Origin of the sequence: Bradyrhizobium sp. B025 (assembly GCF_042257955.1) — a bacterium.
Lineage (GTDB): Bacteria > Pseudomonadota > Alphaproteobacteria > Rhizobiales > Xanthobacteraceae > Bradyrhizobium > Bradyrhizobium diazoefficiens.
Genome location: NZ_CP170150.1, coordinates 8,539,009 through 8,558,572 on the forward strand (window position 1 = coordinate 8,539,009; position 19,564 = coordinate 8,558,572).

General features: G+C 63.7%; 15 protein-coding genes and 1 tRNA gene. 5 read left to right on the forward strand and 11 right to left on the reverse strand.

What is annotated here, in order from left to right; genetic code table 11:
- Positions 1 to 13 precede the first annotated feature (13 nt).
- Together ACE10W_RS40450 and ACE10W_RS40455 are read right to left on the reverse strand one after the other, a co-directional pair.
- Positions 14 to 886, reverse strand: a complete 873-nt coding sequence (locus tag ACE10W_RS40450) for an MBL fold metallo-hydrolase (protein ID WP_304549487.1) — start codon at positions 884 to 886, stop codon at positions 14 to 16.
- A gap of 42 nt (positions 887 to 928) precedes the next feature.
- Entirely contained in the window at positions 929 to 2,506 is a 1,578-nt protein-coding gene (locus ACE10W_RS40455) for an MFS transporter (RefSeq protein ID WP_304553936.1), read from the reverse strand.
- Here ACE10W_RS40455 and ACE10W_RS40460 point away from each other — a divergent pair.
- Positions 2,391 to 3,620 (forward strand): LysR family transcriptional regulator, encoded by a 1,230-nt coding sequence (locus ACE10W_RS40460; protein WP_304549489.1) that lies wholly within the window; start codon positions 2,391 to 2,393, stop codon positions 3,618 to 3,620. The two genes, ACE10W_RS40455 and ACE10W_RS40460, sit on opposite strands and share 116 nt — an antisense overlap.
- A gap of 224 nt (positions 3,621 to 3,844) precedes the next feature.
- Here the strand turns inward: ACE10W_RS40460 and ACE10W_RS40465 are convergent.
- Positions 3,845 to 3,934 (reverse strand) — tRNA-Ser (locus ACE10W_RS40465).
- A gap of 195 nt (positions 3,935 to 4,129) precedes the next feature.
- Between ACE10W_RS40465 and ACE10W_RS40470 the strand changes: the two genes are divergently transcribed.
- Entirely contained in the window at positions 4,130 to 4,471 is a 342-nt protein-coding gene (locus ACE10W_RS40470) for a hypothetical protein (RefSeq protein WP_038966690.1), read from the forward strand.
- 58 nt (positions 4,472 to 4,529) lie between these two features.
- Here the strand turns inward: ACE10W_RS40470 and ACE10W_RS40475 are convergent, their stop codons facing one another.
- The 3 genes from ACE10W_RS40475 to ACE10W_RS40485 form a co-directional block, all read right to left on the reverse strand.
- Complete coding sequence (locus ACE10W_RS40475) at positions 4,530 to 5,993, reverse strand: trehalose-6-phosphate synthase (RefSeq protein ID WP_028175323.1); 1,464 nt, start codon at positions 5,991 to 5,993, stop codon at positions 4,530 to 4,532.
- Positions 5,994 to 6,225: 232 nt separating this feature from the next.
- On the reverse strand, positions 6,226 to 7,047 hold the full coding sequence (otsB, locus tag ACE10W_RS40480; RefSeq protein WP_161532666.1) for a trehalose-phosphatase: 822 nt from the start codon (positions 7,045 to 7,047) through the stop codon (positions 6,226 to 6,228).
- Between the two features lie 3 nt (positions 7,048 to 7,050).
- The gene (locus tag ACE10W_RS40485; RefSeq protein ID WP_028175325.1) at positions 7,051 to 8,535 is read right to left on the reverse strand and encodes an MFS transporter; all 1,485 of its coding nucleotides are present in this window, start codon (positions 8,533 to 8,535) and stop codon (positions 7,051 to 7,053) included.
- A gap of 182 nt (positions 8,536 to 8,717) precedes the next feature.
- Here ACE10W_RS40485 and ACE10W_RS40490 point away from each other — a divergent pair, with 182 nt between their 5' ends.
- The gene (locus tag ACE10W_RS40490; RefSeq protein ID WP_304549494.1) at positions 8,718 to 9,077 is read left to right on the forward strand and encodes a DUF3175 domain-containing protein; all 360 of its coding nucleotides are present in this window, start codon (positions 8,718 to 8,720) and stop codon (positions 9,075 to 9,077) included.
- 181 nt (positions 9,078 to 9,258) lie between these two features.
- Here the strand turns inward: ACE10W_RS40490 and ACE10W_RS40495 are convergent, their stop codons facing one another.
- Both ACE10W_RS40495 and ACE10W_RS40500 read right to left on the reverse strand, forming a co-directional pair.
- Positions 9,259 to 11,292 (reverse strand): methyl-accepting chemotaxis protein, encoded by a 2,034-nt coding sequence (locus tag ACE10W_RS40495; RefSeq protein ID WP_304549496.1) that lies wholly within the window; start codon positions 11,290 to 11,292, stop codon positions 9,259 to 9,261.
- 364 nt (positions 11,293 to 11,656) lie between these two features.
- On the reverse strand, positions 11,657 to 13,696 hold the full coding sequence (locus tag ACE10W_RS40500) for a methyl-accepting chemotaxis protein (protein ID WP_304549498.1): 2,040 nt from the start codon (positions 13,694 to 13,696) through the stop codon (positions 11,657 to 11,659).
- A 283-nt stretch (positions 13,697 to 13,979) separates the two neighbouring features.
- Here ACE10W_RS40500 and ACE10W_RS40505 point away from each other — a divergent pair, with 283 nt between their 5' ends.
- On the forward strand, positions 13,980 to 15,146 hold the full coding sequence (locus ACE10W_RS40505; RefSeq protein WP_304549499.1) for an FIST N-terminal domain-containing protein: 1,167 nt from the start codon (positions 13,980 to 13,982) through the stop codon (positions 15,144 to 15,146).
- Between the two features lie 5 nt (positions 15,147 to 15,151).
- Positions 15,152 to 16,501 (forward strand): hybrid sensor histidine kinase/response regulator, encoded by a 1,350-nt coding sequence (locus ACE10W_RS40510; RefSeq protein WP_304553937.1) that lies wholly within the window; start codon positions 15,152 to 15,154, stop codon positions 16,499 to 16,501.
- Positions 16,502 to 16,682: 181 nt separating this feature from the next.
- Here the strand turns inward: ACE10W_RS40510 and ACE10W_RS40515 are convergent, their stop codons facing one another.
- The 3 genes from ACE10W_RS40515 to ACE10W_RS40525 form a co-directional block, all read right to left on the reverse strand.
- Positions 16,683 to 17,378 carry a response regulator transcription factor gene (locus ACE10W_RS40515; RefSeq protein ID WP_049832585.1) on the reverse strand — a complete coding sequence of 232 codons (696 nt, stop codon included), beginning with the start codon at positions 17,376 to 17,378 and terminating at the stop codon, positions 16,683 to 16,685.
- A gap of 124 nt (positions 17,379 to 17,502) precedes the next feature.
- A complete protein-coding gene (locus tag ACE10W_RS40520) occupies positions 17,503 to 18,186 on the reverse strand; it encodes a response regulator transcription factor (RefSeq protein WP_011083163.1) in 684 nt (227 codons plus the stop codon).
- A gap of 138 nt (positions 18,187 to 18,324) precedes the next feature.
- On the reverse strand, positions 18,325 to 19,497 hold the full coding sequence (locus ACE10W_RS40525; RefSeq protein WP_375762493.1) for a c-type cytochrome: 1,173 nt from the start codon (positions 19,495 to 19,497) through the stop codon (positions 18,325 to 18,327).
- Positions 19,498 to 19,564 lie beyond the last annotated feature (67 nt).

Consider the following 19,564-nt stretch of genomic DNA (forward strand, 5'->3'; position numbering starts at 1 on the left):
GGTATCCCCTCAGTTACACGAACCGCCAGTCGAACCTGTCGCCGCTACGTGTGACGTGTCCGGCTGACGTGTTGGCGAAATGAGCCGTGAAAACGGTCGAGCGATCTTCCGCAGCCCGTTCGAGAAGCCAGCGGCGCGATGCGCGTGCGCGCTCCGCGTCCTCACAAAACGCGCTGTTCCAGTCCGGACGATAGATCTGAAGCGGCTGATGCATGATGTCGCCGCTGAAGAGCGCCTTCTGTCCTTGGTCAGAAAGCTGGATAGCGACGTGACCAGGGCTGTGCCCCGGGGTCGGATGGAACGTAAGACCGTCCCCGATCGCAGCCTCGCCATCGACGATCTCGGCCTGTCCGCTCTGGATAACAGGAAGAACGCTGTCCTCGAATACGCCGGCGCTGAAGCCTTCCTTGCCAGCCGGGCCGGACCAATGATCGTACTCGGCCTTGGAGAAGACGTACTTGGCATTCGGGAATGTCGGCACCCAGCGGCCGTTGAGGAGCCGCGTGTTCCAGCCGCAATGATCCGCGTGCAGGTGGGTACAGCAGACATAGTCGACCTGTTCAGGTGAGACGCCGGCTTCCGCCAGCCGGGCGAGGAAAGGCAGATTCAACTGATGAAAGCGCGGCAGCATCGGACGGTTCTTGTCGTTGCCTGCGCAACTGTCGATCAGGATCGTATGGTGCTGCGTCTTCAAAATCCAGGTGTGGATGCTCGCGATGAAGCGCCCCTCCGCCTCGTCGAAGCAATCCGGGATCATCAGCGCTCGGTGCTTCGCCAGAACCGACTGATCCCAATCCGGGAAGAGGAAGTCCGGGGTAAAACCCGGACCTCGGATCTCGACAACCTGACGAATGGCGACGTTGCCGATCGCGTGCATTGCGGTCATGTGAACCAGACTTTCTTGCTTGTGCAGACTGAAGCGTGACCGCTAGGCCGTGGCAGTCGCGACTGACTCGACCTTGGCCGCTGCCGGCGCCGATTGCAGCCAGAACAAGCCGAGGAAGAACGAGATCGCCGAAATGACCATCACGTAGTAAAGACCGGCGTATATATCGCCGCTGGAAATCTGGAGTGCCGCGGCGATCGCCGGCAAGAGGCCGCCGAAATAGCCGTTGCCCACGTGATAGCTGAACGAGACCGACGTGTAACGCACCTGGGGCGGAAACAGATCGGTCATCGCCGATGCCAGCGGACCGAAGATCATGCCGGCAACCGTGCTCAGCGCCGCCAACACCACTATGATCATTCCGAAATTCATCGCACTTGGATCGGCACGGCTCGGATATCCGGCCTCCTCAAGCGCATGCTTCAACTTGGCGGTGAACGCCGCGACATCCGGAGCCTGCCCTGCGGCGCCAACCGGGATTGGCTTGCTGCCAACGAAAACCGTCGCGACCGCCCCTTTTGCTTCGGACCTAGTCAAATAGGGAGCGCCGAACCGGATCAAGGCGTTCTTGGCCATATCGCACCCTGTGGTGAACTTCGCCGTTCCGATCGGGTTGAATTGGAAGGAGCACTCCGATGAATCCACCGCGACGGTTACGGGTACGGCCGCCTGCGCGGCATGGAGCGCAGGGTTGGCATAGAAGATGAGTGCCTTGTAGAGCGGGAGGTAGGTGAACGTGCCAATGACGCAGGCAGCCAGGATGAATATCTTGGTGCCGTAGCGGTCGCTCAACCAGCCGAAGAAGATCATCACCGGCAGCGTCAACATCAGTGCCGCACCGACCAAGAGACTCGCGATCTGCGGATCGACCTTGGCCGTACCGGTGAGAAACACCAGGGAATAGATCTGTGCACCGACCAGCAGCACGCTCTGGGGGACGACCATCGCAAACATCGCGATCAGCACGCGTTTCAGGTTCGGCAGCGCCCGGAGCGTGTCGTAGATCGGAGACTTCGAGAGCGTCCCCTCATTCTTCATTTTGAGGAAGAGCGGCGATTCCTGCAACTTCAACCGAATCCAGACCGAGATCGCGAGCGGCAACACCGAACTGATGAACAAGATCCGCCAGCCCCAGTCATTGAATGCCTCGGGCGTCATGCTGGAGCGCATGAGATACACGGATAGCATCGAGAGAGCGAAGCCGATCGGTGCAGAGGTTTGCAGCCAGGACGTTAACCAGCCGCGGCGGCCTTGCGGTGCATGCTCTGCGATGTAGGTCGCAGCACCGCCATACTCGCCGCCAAGAGCCAATCCCTGGATCATTCGCAGCAAGATCAAGATCGAAGGCGCCCACAGGCCGATCGACGCATAGCTCGGCACCAGACCGACGGCGACCGTCGAAGATCCCATCATCAGGATCGTGGTGAGAAAGGTTTGCTTGCGTCCGATCATGTCGCCGATGCGACCGAACACCAGCGCTCCAAACGGCCGAACGAGATAGCCCGTGCCGAAGGTGAGAAGCGCGAAGACATTGGCCCAAACAGGATTGTCGGCCGAGAAGAAATTAACCGAGATGGCCGAAGCCACCGAGATATACATGAAGAAATCGTACCACTCGATGACCGTACCGACGGTCGCTGCGATCATGACCCTTCGCTGCAACTCGATGGTGGGCTCCGCCGCAGCAGGACCGGCGTTTGGCAGCTTCCTCATCTGTCCCCCAACTATCTTGTCCGCTTTCGCGGCCCATATGATCCGGCTTGCATTGATGTCCTCCGTCATGGGATATTTGAAATCGATAGATGAGATATGTGGTATAAACTGGATGAATATCAGGGCTCATGACATGCCTCTGCTCGCATCGCTCAAGGTGATGCTCGATGAGAGGAACATCACCCGTGCGGCAGCGCGGCTTGGCATTAGCCAACCGGCACTTTCCGCCCAACTGGCCAGGCTTCGCGATATCTTCAAGGATCAGTTGCTGACACCTGCCGCCTCGGGAAAAGGCATGGTCCTCACCCCGCGGGGAATCGAGCTCAAGGAGCCTCTGCGACTGGCACTGCAGAATCTGCAAGATGTTATCGGTGCACCAGCTGGCTTCGACCCGAAGAAATCGGATCGAACTTTCACAATCGGTGCGAACGACAACGCGACCGCTATTGTTGGATCGCGGCTGGTCGCGTTCTCGCGACGGGATGGCTTATCGGGAATCCGGTTCGCCTTCCGCTCGATCGATTTGATGAAATTGGCTGGCCAGCTCGAGGCGGGAGATCTCGACGTTGCGCTGGTTTCGAAAGATGCGGTCCCAAGCGGAATGCCGTCCCAGCCGCTGCTCGATGAACGGTTCATGATGGCCCAGCGCAAGGATCATCCGCGCGGATTGCGGCGGCCCACGATGAGAGAGTATTCGCGCCTGGAGCATATTATCGTTTCGGGAGAAGGCGGCGGCTTTCGCGGCTTCATCGACGATGTCCTGGCGAAGGACGGGCTGACGCGTTGCGTCGCCGTGTCAGTTCAGCACTACAGCGTCGTGCCGCTCTTGCTACAGTCGACCGACCTCGTTTGCACTCTTCCGCAGCGTTTCCTCAACCGCTACCGTGATGTGCTGCAATCCCTGCCGCTGCCGTTCAATACGAGGCCCTTTACGCTGCACGCCACTTGGCACGCCCGATTCGATAACGATCGCGGTCATCAATGGCTTCGGCAGCAACTCAAGGACTGCGCCACCGGCTAGCAACGCGAGCTGAAGTGAAACCACTTGCTCATTATTTCATCGACATTTCAGCCAACTCCGGGCCGCCTGTGTGTCGCGGTCTGGCCGTAACCGACGAGTTGGAAGAGAGGCCCTCATCCTTGTCGATGGCAACGATGATATTGGACTCCGTCAGGCCAGCCATTTCGTACATTCGGCCAAGCTAACGAATTCAAACGAGCCAAATCGTGGTTTGGCGTAGAAAATGGCGGAGAGAGTGGGATTCGAACCCACGGTACGGTTTCCCGCACACACGCTTTCCAAGCGTGCGCCTTAAGCCACTCGGCCATCTCTCCGGAGCGCCCTCTCTTGAAGGGGCGCCGGCGATTTTGCAAGAGACCGCGAGAAAATCGGGTGAATTTTCCGTAAGATGTTGTATTTAAACGACAATATCTGGCGTCGGCGGCTGTTTTGGAACCGCCTGCCGGCTGAACCCAGGACGGGTTTGGCGCGACGATTCATTTGAGAATGCCAAACACGACCGGGGGCGCATGACCATCCGCAAGACCATCGCCGCACTGGGCCTGATTTCGGCCCTTGGCTCCGCCTTTGCCGGGCCGGCCCTGGCTCAGGTCTGCACCCGCCAAGGGGTTGACGTCAGCTGCGACGACGGGCGGCGCGGGGTGCTTTCGGGCGATGCCATCATCTGGCCGGACGGGACGCGCTCGAGCTCGTCGCCGCATCCGAGCGTGATCATCGGCAACAAGAGCTCGGTGCATGTCGGGCCCGGCGTGTTCGTCGGCCAGGGCAAGGGCATGGTGCCGCTGGACGATCCCAACGCGCCGAACAAGCGGCAATGCGCGATTCTGGATGGCGTGTCGTATTGCTATTGACGATCTCTTCCTTCCCCCCTCGTGGGAGAGGGGAAGATCAGAGCGAGCTTCACGGAAGCTAAATCAACCGCACGCCCGAGATCGCCGACTTCAACCAGCGCAGCGCTTGCGGGGGCTGGGCTGCGAGCGGGGCGACGGCGGCCTTCTCGATCCGGCACTTTTCGAGCTCGGCGACGAAATCGGCGGACCATTGCTGGATGGTGTGGCCGCGCAGCTTCTTCATCATCGCGTCCCAGCGCATCTTGCGCTCGGTGAGCGGCATCGCGGCGGCGATCGCGATCGCGCGCGCCATGGCGTCGATGTCGTGCGGATTGACCAGCAGCGCCGTGTCGAGCTCATTCGCCGCGCCGGCGAATTTCGACAGCACCAGCACGCCGGGGTCGGCCGGGTTCTGCGCGGCGACATACTCCTTTGCGACCAGGTTCATGCCGTCATGCAGCGGCGTCACCACACCGATCTGCGCGGTGCGATAGAGGCCCGCGAGCACGGCCTGGCTGAAGCCCTTGTTGAGATAGCGGATCGGCGTCCAGTCCACCTCGCCGTGGCGGCCGTTGACGTCGGTGACGAGACGCGCGACCTCGTTCTGAAGATTGCCATAGGCCTCGATGGCACCGCGCGAAGGGTTGGCGATCTGGAGCAGCGAGATGCTGCGCAAGAATTGCGGCTGCTCGGTCCAGAGCCGGTCGAACGCGCTGATACGGTTGACGAGGCCCTTGGAATAGTCGAGCCGGTCGACACCGATCGCCAGACGCTCGCCGTTGAGGCTGCGGCGCAGCCGCGACACATCCGGATGCGAGGCGGACTTGGCGGCATACTGCGCGAACTTCTCCGCATCGATGCCGATGGGGAAGACTTCACAGCGGGTGCGGCCGTGCTGCGACAGCACAACACCATCATCGATGACGAGACCGAGCTCGCCGGCGACATAACCAAGGAAATTCTGGCGATCCTCCTCGGTCTGGAAGCCAATGAGATCGTAGGCGAGCATCGCCGTGATCAGTTCGCGATGATTGGGTACGCCCTGCGTCACCGCGGCCACCGGCCACGGCGTGTGCAGGAAGAAGCCGATCGGATCGTCGACGCCGAGATCGCGCAGCTCCGCACCGAGTGCGAGGAAATGATAGTCCTGCACCCAGAATGCGGTCCGGGGCTTGCGGAAGCGCATCAAGGCGCGCGCCATGAAGGCGTTGACCTCGCGATAGCTGACATAGTCTTCGCGCGAAACGCGGATCAGATCGCTGCGCGAATGCAGCGCCGGCCACAACGCCGAATTGGCAAAACCTTCGTAATAGCCGCCGTAATGCGCCGCCGGCAGATCCAGCGTCGCAATCGCGCCCGAACCCAGCGCCTCGATCTCGGCAAACGGCTCCTTCTGATGGCCGTCACGCACGCGGCCGGAAGACCCCACCCAGATGGCACCCGAATGTTCCACAACGGGAAGCAATGCCGCAGCCAAGCCGCCCGTCATGGGCTCGTTGGGTTTGCCGCGCGCAACACGATTCGAAACGACGACTAAGTTCACAGGTCGTCCCCTCCTGTTCATTCCACCCCGTTTAACTGGCGTTCATCAATATGGTTCCTGTCATCATTTCCACGAAATGAAACCAAAGTCAGGCGCGCACGTTGGAACTGGTTTCGCTTGCGGAACCTACTGCAAAGACAGTCATTTTGGTACTATTGCACGGCATGCATCGCTGCACGCTAGGGCGCTGCGCCGACGGCCTTTATGTCTGCAGCGTGGCGCTGCCTTTGTTTCACCTCGGATCGAGCAGGCGCGCCAGGAACGCGCGCACATCGCTCGGCGCATCGAAGTGACCGTTCACACCCATGGCACGGCGGCCCACCGAAAAAGCGAGCCCGTTCATGTCAGGCATGATCGCGAACACGGTCTCGTCGGTGACGTCGTCGCCGATGAACAGTGGACGCCGTCCCCTGAACGGTTCGTGCTTCATCAACTCGTGCACGCCGGTCGCCTTGGTGAAGCCGGAATGCTTGATCTCGCAGACGAACTTTCCGGGCAGCACCTCGATCGGCGCATTGGGCAGATCGGCGCGGATCAGCGAGACAGCCTCGAAGATCGCCTTCTCCGCATGCGGTGCGAGGCGATAGTGCAGCGCGAGCGAATAGCCCTTGTCCTCGAGCAGAATGCCCGGACTGAGCTTTGCGATCGCAGCGAGCCGCCGCTTCAACTCCTTGTCCAGCGGCGGCGCGTGCACGTCATCCGCTTCATTGTCCACCGACAGCCGCATCTCCGCGCCGTGGCCGGCGACGGCGCGATAGACGTCGGGCGCGAAGATCAAGTCGATGTCGTTGAGCGAGCGGCCGCTGACCAGCGCCAACGCCCCGGAGGTGCGTTCCACCAGCCGCTTGAGCGTCTCCGACAGGCCCGGCGGCACCCACACTTCGCGCGGCGTCGGCATCAGGTCGAGCAGCGTGCCGTCGATGTCGAGCAGGATCGCGGTCTCGTCGAGATGTGGCACGAGCGCATGCGGCACCGGCACCGTTTCCGGCACATCGTCGTCAACGGGCATGGTGCGCTTCTGGTCCACCGCCATTTCCGCAAGTTCCGATTTCATAGTCTACTCCATAAAGGCCAGCGGCCGCGCTATTTGTTCGAGCGATTTGCGTTCCGCGGAGACGGCGTAGCGCCACGCCACGATCGCGGCCGCGATCATGAGGAATGCCCCCAGCAAATAGCCGGCGAACACGCTTGTGCGTGATCCCGTGTCGATCAGCGCGCCGAACAGCGCCGGGCCGATGACGCCGCCAATACCGGTGCCGACCGCGTAAAACACCGCGATCGCCAGCGCGCGGACTTCCAAAGGAAACGTCTCGCTGACCGTGAGATAGGCCGCGCTCGCGGCGGGCGAGGCAAAGAAGAAGATCACCATCCAGGCGATGGTCTGTCCTTGCGCACTGAGCGCCCCGATCGAGAACAGATAGCCCGACAGCGCCAGCAGCAGGCCCGACGCGCCATAGGTGAACATGATCATCGCGCGCCGTCCGAGCGTGTCGAACAGGCGGCCGAGCAGCAGCGGGCCGAGGAAATTGCCGGCGGCGAAGGGAAGCAGATACCATCCGACATGATCGGCGCTGATGCCGTAGAAATCGGTCAGCACCAGCGCGAAGGTGAAGAAGATGGCGTTGTAGAAGAAAGCCTGCGCGCCCATCAGGACGAGGCCGACCAGCGCGCGCTGGCGATAGACCGTGAACAGCGTGTGCATGACCTCGCGAATCGGCGTGTGATCGCGCATCTTCAGCCGGATCCTGGTGAAGCGTCGGTCGCTCGCATCCTGGTCGTGTCCGATCACCGAACGCTCGATCTCGTCGACGATGGCGTGGGCCTGATCGGGCCGCCCGTGGATCATCAGCCAGCGCGGACTTTCCGGGATCCACATCCGCATCAACAGCACGACGAGGCCGATGCTCGCGCCGATGAGATAAGCGAGGCGCCAGCCGAGATCGGGGCCGATCAAGGCGGGATCCAGCAGAACGATGGCCGCCACCGCGCCCATGGCCGCGCCGATCCAGAAGCTGCCGTTGATGACGAGATCGGTCCAGCCGCGATAGCGCGCCGGCACCAGCTCCTGGATGGTCGAATTGATCGCGGTATATTCGCCGCCGATGCCGGCGCCGGTGAGAAAACGGAACAGCGCGTAGCTCGCGATATCCCACGACAGTGCGGTCGCAGCGGTGGCGGAGAGATAAAGCGCGAGCGTGATGAAGAACAGTTTCTTGCGGCCGATGCGGTCGGTCAGCCAACCGAAACCGAGCGCGCCGAGCACCGCGCCGGCGAGATAGGCTGAATTGGCAATGCCGAGATCGAGATTGGAGAATTGCAACGAGGGACTTTGCTTCAGCGCGCCGGAAAGCGCACCGGCGAGTGTCACCTCGAGCCCGTCGAGGATCCAGGTGATGCCGAGCGCCAGCACGACCCGGGTGTGAAAGCCGCTCCACGGCAGCGCGTCGAGACGTGAGGGAATACTGGTCTCGATGATGCGATCGGTCGCGACCGCCGAGACAGCAGGTCCATAATTCAGCGCTTGGCTTTGCTGCAATTCCATCGCGTTGCTGGGTCTGACCAATAGAAGCGACCCCGGTTCACATGATGTGGCCAGGGGCGAACCGATCATCAGGGTGCGGCATTCCGCCTGCCACCTGCGACAACGTCTGCGGCAAGCGCCGGTTCCCGCAGGAACGGCCTCCAACGCCGTCCGTTTCCGAAGGAGCCGCAGGGAGTTGACGCATGGCTCACGTCAGAAAGACGACACATTCTCGCAAAACAGCTGCGCGCAGCAGGAAGACCAGCGTGCGCAAGAGCGCGAAACGCGCGACGCCGAAGCGCTGGTCGCAACGTGTGACCAAGGAGAGCGACGCGCTCGATCTCAAGCGCGGCGTATTCACGCTCACGAGTCCGAAGAAGATCGCAGCCTCGCTGAAGCGCTCGGCCGAGCACAGTTCGCGCCGCAAGACCGGCGCCTATCGTTCGGCGCTGTCGATGCTGACGTTCTATATCAACCGTGCCGGCAAGACGCTGCCGAAAACACAGCGAGCGCGGCTGGAGCAGGCGAAGGTGGAATTGAAGTGGGCGTTTGGAAGAGCGTGAGGCTTAGACGGCACAGCGAAAAATCAGCCGTCGTCCTGGACAAGCGAGCGGAGCGAGCGCTGATCCAGGACCCATTACCACAGGACGTGGTTTGGCGAAGACTTGTGGTTGCCGGTCTTCGCTCAACTGGCTCCCGGGATAATGGGTCCTGGCTTTCGCCAGGACGACAGCGGAGAGAGCGCTACGCCGCCCGGATATTCCCCATGAACCGGTCGAGCTCGGCGCGGAGGCGGGTGCTTTCGCTGGAGAGGGTCTTGGCCGAGTTCAGCACCTCCTCCGAGGCCGAGCCGGTCTCGGCGGCGCCGCGGTTGACCTGGCCGATGTCGGTGGCTGCGGTCTGGGTGCCCTGGGCGACCGTCTGGACGCTGCGCGCGATCTCCTGCGTCGCGGCGCCCTGCTGCTCCACCGCGCTCGCGATCGACGTCGAGATCGACGAGATCTGGCCGATGGTGGCGCCGATCTCCTTGATCGCGGCGACCGACTCGGCGGTGGCGCCCTGCATGCCCGTGATGTGGGAGGAAATCTCGTCGGTGGCCTTCGCCGTCTGGCTGGCCAGCGACTTCACTTCGCTGGCAACCACCGCAAAGCCGCGGCCGGCTTCACCGGCGCGCGCCGCCTCGATGGTCGCATTGAGCGCCAGCAGGTTGGTCTGCTCGGCGATCGCGGTGATGAGCTTGACGACCTCGCCGATCTGCTGGGCGGCATGCGAGAGCTTGCCGATGCGGCCGTCGGTCTCCTTGGCCTGCACCACCGCAGCTTCTGCAATGCGGCTGGAATCGCGCACCTGGCGGCCGATCTCCTCGACCGAGGCCGAGAGCTCTTCCGTCGCGGTGGCGACCGACTGCATGTTGCTGGAGGCCTGCTCGGAGACGCCGGCGACCTGGCTCGACAGGCTCTGCGTGGTCTCGGCGGTACGGGTCAGCGTGGACGCGGCCGATTCGAGCTGCACGGCCGAGGCCGAGACGTTGGAGACGATGGCGCCGACGGCGTTCTCGAAATCGTCGGCAAAGCGGATCAGTTCGGAGCGGCGGCTTGCGGCCTGCTCCCGGCTCTGGGCTTCGCTGGCGGCGGCATCGCGCTCGGCCTTGGCGACGGCCTGAACCTTGAACTCCTCGACCGCGCCGGCCATCTCGCCGATCTCGTCCTTGCGGCCGAGGCCCGGCAGCACGACGTCGAAATTGCCCGAGGCGAGTTCGCGCATCGCCTTGCACATCGCGATCATCGGACGCGAGATGCCGTTGCCGAGCATCAGGGCGAGCACGGCGCCGATGGCCAGGCCGCCCAGCGCCAGCATCAGCATCAGCCGTTCGGTCTCTCCGATCGTTGCATTGGCGCTGGCCTCGATGCGCTGCTGATCGGCGGTCAGGTCCGATCGCAGCTCACTCGAAAGCTTGAGGATGGACGCGGCCGTCTTGGTCATCTCGCCGTTCGACTTGACGATGACCTTCACGTTCTCGGTCAGCTTGGCAAAGGAGGTGCGGTACTGCTTCAGCAGGTTGCTGATCTCGGTGACGCGGTCGGTGATCTTCTGGTCGTTGGCATAGATCGAGACCAGCAGGGTCTCCAGGAACTTGATGCGGGCGATCACGCCGTCGGCGGTCTTCGGTTCGGGCTTGGCGACGAAGGCGCCGACAGAGGTGGAGACCGCAAGATATTGCGAGGTGACGTCCTTGGCCGTGGTCTGGACCGAGGCGAGCCCGGCGAGCGCCGCGGTATCGGCAAGGTCGTCGAACTTGAAGCGGATCTTGTTGCCGACGCTGTTGAGCTCATCGGCCGCGATCTTGTTGTTCTCGCGCGTCAGGGTGATGATCTCACCGAATACTTTCGTAAAGCGCTGGAACTCCGCCTCGAGCTTGCCGACCTGCTCGCGACGCGCGGCGCCGGTCGTGGCGGACGTCGATTTGGCGATCGCCGCCTTCAGATTCTCTTCGGCCGCCTTGGCCGCGGTCTCGTCGTCTGTCGCCCCGGTCAGCGTATAGGCCCGCGCCAGCCCCTGATAGGCGATCAGCTCGCGGTCGACGGTTCGCGCGAGATCCGCTTCCGCCACGCTGGTCCGGTAGGAGGCCACGGCGGCCTGGATCCGCTCGAAGCCGAAATAGGCGAAAGCCATGCTGACCGCGAGGATGGCCAGCACCGCCACGAAGCCGAGGACGATTTTTGCGCGAAAACGCAAGGTTGGCAGTTTCGATGTGTTCGGCTTGGATTTGACGGACATTCCCCCACCCCATTCCATTCGCGGAAAACCAGGCGCAGCCCGGAAGCAGCCCGCTTCCCGACTCGTGTGCACGGTAATTGGCAAAGGATAAGCGGCGGTAAATTTGCGGCGTCGCAACTTGCGGTTCGGTGACGCGGGCAAATGTTAAGGCGCGCTTTCTCGCGCCGTTACAAATTGAAGGCCGGCGCCAATCTCCGCTGTCGTCCCGGACAAGCGAGCGGAGCGAGCGCTGATCCAGACCCATTACCACAGGGCGTGGTTTGGCGATGACCCGTAGTTGCCGGTCTTTGCCCAACTGGCTCCCGGGATAATGGGTCCTGGCTTTCGCCAGGACGACGGTGGAGAGAGGGGAGAAGTCCGAGCCTCACGCCGCCCGGATATTTGCCATGAAGCGGTCGAGCTCGGCGCGAAGACGCGTGCTTTCGGATGACAGCGTCTTGGCCGAATTCAACACCTCCTCCGAAGCCGAGCCGGTTTCGGCGGCGCCGCGGTTGACCTCGCCGATGTCGGTGGCTGCAGCGTGGGTGCCCTGGGCGACCGTCTGGACGCTGCGCGCGATCTCCTGCGTCGCGGCGCCCTGCTGCTCGACCGCGCTCGCGATCGACGTCGAGATCGACGAGATCTGGCCGATGGTGGCGCCGATCTCCTTGATCGCGGCGACCGACTCGGCGGTGGCGCCCTGCATGCCCGTGATGTGGGAGGAAATCTCGTCGGTTGCTTTCGCCGTCTGGCTGGCCAGCGACTTCACTTCGCTGGCAACCACCGCAAAGCCGCGGCCGGCTTCACCGGCGCGCGCCGCCTCGATGGTCGCATTGAGCGCCAGCAGGTTGGTCTGCTCGGCGATCGCCGTGATGAGCTTGACGACCTCGCCGATCTGCTGGGCAGCATGCGAGAGCTTGCCGATGCGGCCGTCGGTCTCCTTGGCCTGCACCACCGCAGCTTCCGCAATGCGGCTGGAATCGCGCACCTGGCGACCGATCTCCTCGACCGAGGCCGAGAGCTCTTCCGTCGCGGTGGCGACCGACTGCATGTTACTGGAGGCCTGCTCGGAGACGCCGGCGACCTGGCTCGACAGGCTCTGCGTGGTCTCGGCGGTACGGGTCAGCGTGGACGCCGCCGATTCGAGCTGCACGGCCGAGGCCGAGACGTTGGAGACGATGGCGCCGACGGCGCTCTCGAAATCGTCGGCAAAGCGAATCAGCTCGGAGCGGCGGGCGGTGGCCAGTTCCTTGTTCTGGGCTTCGCTGGCAGCGGCATCGCGCTCGGCCTTGGCGACGGCCTGAACCTTGAACTCCTCGACCGCGCCGGCCATCTCGCCGATCTCGTCCTTGCGGCCGAGGCCCGGCAGCACGACGTCGAAATTGCCCGAGGCGAGTTCGCGCATCGCCTTGCACATCGCGATCATCGGACGCGAGATGCCGGTGCCGAGCAGGAAGGCGAGGATCGCACCTAACAGCGTGCCACCGACGGCCAGCATCAGCACCAGCTGCTCGGTCTGCCCGATGGTCGCTTCCGATTCCGTATCCAGCCGCTGCTGCTCGGCGACGAGGTCCGCCTTCATGGCGGTCGCGCCTTGCAGGATCGCACCGGCCGAGCCGCTCATCTCGGTCACGAGCTCATCGACCATCTTGGCGTTGGCGATCAGCTTCTCCAGCGCGTCGCGATAGGCCGCGAGCAGCACCTTCGCATCCTTCAGGCCGGCGACGATCTTGTCGTCCATGGAATAGACCGCGCCCAGCGAGTTCTCGACGAACTTCAGTCGCGCCAGCGCGCTTGTCGCCACCGCCTGATCGGAGTTGAGGATGAAATTGCTCGCTGCCGAACTCGCAGTCTGGAACTGGGCATTGACCTGCTTGGTGCCGAACTCGATCGCCTGCGCCTCTGCGTCGGAGGCGTTGTTGCCGATGTCGTCGAGCTTGTACTTCAGGAGGTTGGCATTGCGCTGGAGCTGGTTCTGGACCAGCAGGGCGCTGTCGCGCTTGGCCTGCAGGATCTTTGCAAACGTCGCGGAGAAGTTGGAGAACTCCTTGGCGAGCTTGTTGAGACTCTCCTGCCGCGCCGGCCGCTTGGCGCCCTTGATCGCCTGGTCGATGGCGTTCTTCAGGCTGGCCTCGGCTTCCAGCGCCGCCTTGGCGTCATCTTCCTTGCCGGTGACGACGAAGTAGCGGGCGGACGAACGATAGGCGAGCAGCTCGCGGTCGATGTTGCGGGCGAGGTCGGCCTCCGAAACGCTGGTGCGGTAGGACCCGACCCCGGAGGAGACCCGCTCGAAGCCGAAATAGGCGAAAGCCATGCTGCCGGCGGAGATCACCAGCACTGCGGCAAAGCCCAGGATGATTTTGGCGCGGAACCTGAGGGTCGGAAATATGGTGCGCTTAGACGGCGACGCGATACGCCCGGACATTCCCACCCCCAACCTTATGTTCTTGCAACGATCACGCGGCCCGGAAGCAGCCCTTTCCGAACGCGTGCGGAAAATTAAGGCAGAAACGTCAAGGGGTGGTAAATCCGTCCGGCCTGCACCCCGGGTGGAGAGAGTTTCCGGCCCCTCGGGCGCGTCCAGCCTTGCCGGGCCGAGCGGCGCCGTGTTGCGGCTAACCGGAAAACGCCTTATTCTTTGAACACTTGTCGGGCACTTATCAGGCACTTGGCGTCAGACCAGGCTGGTCCTCGAGGGGAGAAACGGAGTGGGGCAAACCGATTTTCGGTTTGGCGGTGCGTCTGGCGTTGCCGTTGCCAAATCGAAGGCTGCGAGCGTCGATGAAGCCGTGGCCGAGCTCGCCGCCCAGCTCCCATCCGACGAGCTGGCGCTGATCCTGGTCTTCCTCTCGCCCAGCTACGACCCTCATCACTTCATCGCCGAGATCACCCGGCAATTCGACGAGACTCAGGTCTGCGGTTGCACGACCGCGGGCGAGCTCGCCCCTGACGGCTGGGACGAGAACAGCGTCGTGGCGCTGGCGTTCAGCCGTGCCGACTTCTCGGCCGCGGTGCGGCCCATTCTCAACCTCGACAGCTTCCGCGTCGAGGACGGCCGTAGGATCGGCGGCGAGCTCCGGCACGAGCTGTTGCGGATCACCCCGCAAGTCGATCGCGGCAATCCCTTCGGCCTGGTGTTGATCGACGGCCTGTGCCGCCGCGAGGAGGCGGTGATGTCCGCGATCTATGCCTCGCTCGACGACATCCCGGTCGTCGGCGGGTCCGCAGGCGACGGGATGCGCTTCGAGAAGACCTGGGTGTTCTGCGACGGCAAGGCACACACCAACGCCGCCCTCCTGATCCTGTTGAACACCTCGCTGCCGTTCCGGGCTTTCAAGTGCGACAATTTCGAGCCGAGCCCGCAGAAGATGGTGGTCACCGAAGCTGACATCGAAAATCGAACGGTCAGGGAGCTGAACGCGGAGCCCGCGGCCGAGGAATATTCGCGCATGGTCGGGATCCTGGACGCCAAGCTCGATCCATTTTCCTTCGCGTCCCACCCCGTGCTGGTGCGCGTCGGCGGCGCCTATTACGCGCGGTCGATCCAGCGCGTCGAGCCGGACGGATCCTTACATTTCTTCTGCGCCATCGACGAGGGCATGGTGCTGACGGCGGCGACGTCGCGCAGCCTGGTCGGCTCGACCCGCGACACCTTCGCCGATATCCGCGACCAGATCGGAGACGTCTCGCTCTATATCGGCTTCGAGTGCCTGCTTCGCCGGCTCGACGCCGAGCAGCATCAGCTCGCCCGCGACATGTCCGACCTGTACCGGCAGAACCGTGTCGTCGGCTTTCATACCTATGGCGAGCAGTTCGGCTCCATGCATGTGAACCAGACCTTCACCGGCGTTGCGATCGGAAGGCGCCCGTCGTGACGGACATGTTGCAGGGCCCTGATGCGGTCGACCAGCTGCGGCGCGAGGCGGCGAAGCTGAAGAAGATCAATGCCGCGCTGATGTCGCGCGTCGAACGCTCGATGGACCAGCAGCTCAACGCCTTTTCATTGTTCGAAACCGCCATTGCGCTCGACCACAAGGTTCGCGACCGGACTCACCAGCTGCGCGAAGCGCTGCATTCGGTCGAGCGCGCCAATGAAGGGCTCTACCGCGCCAAGCAGCAGGCCGAAGCCGCAAGCTCGCTGAAATCATCGGTGCTGATCTCGGTCACCCACGACCTGTTGCAGCCGCTGAACGCCGCGCGCCTGACGCTGTCGGCGCTGACCGAAATGATGGAATCGCAGGAGGCGGGCCTGCTCATCGACCAGGCCGACCGCTCGCTGCTGATGCTGGAGGATTTGCTGCGGTCGCTGCTGGAGATCGCAAAGCTCGACGCCGGCGCGCTCAAGCCCGACGTGCGCGCGATTGCGCTGGCGCCCCTGTTCGAACAGCTCCGCAACGAATTCGAGCCGGTCGCGGCGCGGCAGGGTCTTTCCCTGCGCATCCGCACCTCGCCGCGCGCGGTGAGGTCGGATGCGATGATGCTGCGGCGGATCCTGCAGAACCTGCTTGCCAATGCCATCCGCTATACCCGCAACGGCGGCGTCGTCATGGGATGCCGGCTGAGGGGCGACCACATCTGCATCCAGGTCTCCGACACCGGGCCTGGAATTGCACAGGCGCAGCAGCAGGCAATCTTCCGCGAATTCCAGCGCGGCGAGGCGACCGCGACCGACCAGGCCGGCTTCGGTCTCGGCCTCTCCATCGTCCGCCGTTTCGCAACCGTGCTCGGGCACGAGGTGCGGCTGTCGTCGCAGGTCGGCCGGGGATCGACCTTCACCCTGGAGCTGGAGCCCGCCGACCTCGCCGAGGTCAGCGACGAGGTGCACGAGGTCAAGCTCGCCGAGCGGCGCTATAGCGGGCTCGAAGGCGCCAAGATCCTGCTGATCGAGAACGACCCGAACGGCTCGGAGGCGATGGCCGCGCTGCTGGAAGGATGGGGCTGCGACGTCGCGACCACGCGCTCGGCCGCGGATGCGCTGCTGCGCCTCAGCGAGCTCGGCGGCGCACCCGATGCCGTGATCGCCGACCTCCATCTCGATCACGGCGAGAGCGGCTTGTCGGCCATCGCCGACGTCCGCCAGCATCTGAAGCTCGACACGCCGGCCATGATCATCACGGCCGATTACTCCGAAAAGGCCGCGAAGGACGCGAGCCGCCACGGCCTCGAAGTGCTGAAGAAGCCGATCAAGCCCGCCGAGATGCGGGCGCTGCTGTCGTTCCTGCTGAGCTAGCCCGCGCGGATGGCCTTCGCCCCGCCTGCGCGGCAAGCGCGCATGGCTCCCAACAAAATGGCGAAAACAACCCCATGCACAGTAGCGGTAATATCTTACATTCCCCTCAAGGCAATGATTTACAATTGAAATCAGAAACATAGCGCTCTCAATCTGGAGGGCAAACCAGGCGCGGATCGCCTCACTGCTGGTCCGGCCGTGGCCGCTCGCGCTCGGCGGCGGTGCCCCCGCCTGCCAGCGTCGCGAAATCGATCCTGGACATTTCGACGATGGCCTTGGTGCGGCTGATCACGTTGAGCTTGCGCAGGATGTCGGAGACGTGGACCTTCACCGTGGTCTCCGAGATCTTCAGCTCAAAGGCGATCTGCTTGTTTTGCAGGCCGCGCTTGAGCATTTCGAGCACGCGCAATTGCTGCGGCGTCAGCTCGTGCAGGCGCTTCAGGAGATCCTGCGCGGGGCCGGCCGCGCGCTGCGGGCGGACCTGCCCGCGATACGCGGCGGGAACACAGACCGCGCCGCGCAGCACCTCGCCGATCGATTGCGCCAGATCCTGCTTGGACGACGATTTGAGGATGTAGCCGGACACGCCGAGCGACAATGCGCCGGAGATGATCTGCCGATCCTGATATCCGGATACGATGACGACGGGAATTTTGGGGAACGCCTTGCGGATGCGGATGATGCCCGAAAGACCCGTGGTGCCCGGCATCGACAGATCGAGCAGGATCAGGTCGAGCTCGGTGGTCGCCGCGACCTGCTCCAGCGCGCCGTCGATCGAGGTCGCCTGAAGAATATCGGCCGCGGGCGCCACCATCCGGAGCGCGCCCTCGAGCGCCTCGCGAAACAGCGGATGGTCCTCGACGATCAGAAATCGCATCACGTATGAGCCATTCTGAAGACCTTGCCCAAGATGCCGCCGGGGCCGACGTTGAATTGCACATGCTGAGAATGGCTCAGCAGGGCCGCGCCGGCTTGATCCAGGTCAAGGACGACAGCGCGCGTCATTGCGGCCTGCCGCGATCGACCCGTGCATGAGGCCGGCTGCGCGGATCGGGCAGCTCCATCTTGCCGATCTCGATGATCGCCTTGTTGCGGCTGAACAGGCCGAGCTTGCGCAGGATCTCGGTGATATGCGCCTTCACCGTGGATTCGGCGAGCTGAAGCTCCTGGGCGATCTGCCGGTTCGGATAGCCGCGACGCAGGAGGTCGAGCACGCGAAGCTGCTGCGGCGTGAGCTCGCGCAGCTTGACCTCGAGCGCCTTGCTGGCATCGGCCCGCCGCCGCGGCGTCGCCACGAAATCCTTCGGCACCGACACCGATCCGCTCAGCACACCCTCGATCGATTGCGCCAGCTCACGCTTCGACGTAGACTTGGGCAGATAGCCGGCGGCGCCCAGCGCCAACGCCTCGCGGACGACGTGCTGATCCTCCTCGCTCGACACGATAGCGACGGGCAGGCGCGGATAGGCCTCGCGCAAGCGCAGGAAGCCGGAGAAGCCGGTCGCATCCGGCAGCGAGAGGTCGAGCAGCGCGAGGTCGATGCCCTCCCCGGCCGACAGGATATGCAGGGCATCCCCGATCGACATCGCTTCGAAGATCCGCGCCTCCGGCAAGGCCAGCCGCACCGCATTGCCGAGCGCCTCGCGAAACAGCGGATGATCGTCGATGATCAGGAAGCTGGTCATGGGGCCTTCCCAACACTGCACCGCACCCGCATCGACCGCAGCAGCGGAAGCGGCACATCCATGCGATAGCCGTCCGGCGCCGGGATGATGCCGGACGGACGCTACCACATCCTCCCGATCGCGTTCGGTCAAGATCGTTCAGTCGTTCGATTCGGACTGGACCGTCAGCAGGAAGGAAAAGATGTGGTCGAACTGCTCGTCGGTGAAGACCTCTTTCCAGGCCGGCATGCCCTTGGTCGGCCGTCCCTCATGCACGGTCGTCCAGAACTTCTCGCGCATCTCGTCGCCGTAGCGGTGACGCAGCAGCCGCAGGTCGATCTTCCGCTCGCTCTGGATCGCGTCGGGGCCGTGGCAGTGCGCACAGGTTCCGTTGAAGATCTCCTTGCCCGAGCCGACGGCCTCGGCGGCCGGCGCGGCCGCGTCCCCCTTGGTCTCGGTCGCCACCACATTGGCGGTCTGCGTCACGCCGGGTCCGGTCCCGGTCGTCGTTCCCGCCGGCATCGCCCGGGTCGCACCGAAGCGCGCCGGCTGGCCGGTCGGCAGGCCATATTTCACCGCGAGCGCGCCGATCGTGCCCTGAAGCTGCGGCAGGACGGCATCGACGCGATCACGCAGCTCGGTGGACGTCTTCGCAAAGCCGATCGCCGCATCCCATGACAGGCCTTCACCCTCGGTGAGCTGGATCTGATAGCGATCGCCGTAGCTGGTCTTGTTCAGCCAGCCGGCGACCGGCCCCCAGATGAAGGCGACGTCGACCTCGCCCTGATCGAGCGCCTGCATGCCTTGCTCGGGCGACAGCACCGTCACCTTCTGGATATCGTCGCGGCTCGCGAGCAGGTTCTGCGGCGTGCTGGCGAACTGCACGGCAACGCGCTTGCCCTTGAGGCCGTCGATGCCATCGAGCGCCTGCCCCTTGGCGGCCACGAGGGCATAGCCCTGCTTCGCGAACGCGTTGGAGAAGATCACGGCCGGTCCCATGAAATCCTCGGACCGCGGCAGCCCGATCATGGCGTCGCATTGCTTGCCGAGCAGGGTGACGCGCACGGTGCGCTTGCCGAAATAGGATTTGTACCAGTCATAGGCGATCGGCCGGCCGAGCGCCTGCGCCAGGGCCTGCCCGATCTCGACATAGAAGCCCGGTTGCGACGGACTATCGCTCGAGAATGGAAGATTGGTCGGATCGGCGCAGAGGCGGAGCGGCTGCGCCTCGTCTGCGCGCAGCGAGACCGGAACGATCAGCGCGGCACATGTGAGCAGGCCTGCGATGGCGCGATTTCGGCTCGCACCGATGCCAGAATGATTCGGACGCATCCTCGTCTCCCATAGCTTTGTTGAGCCGGAGCTCGTTGAGCCAAGCGCAGCGGCACCAGGCATCGGC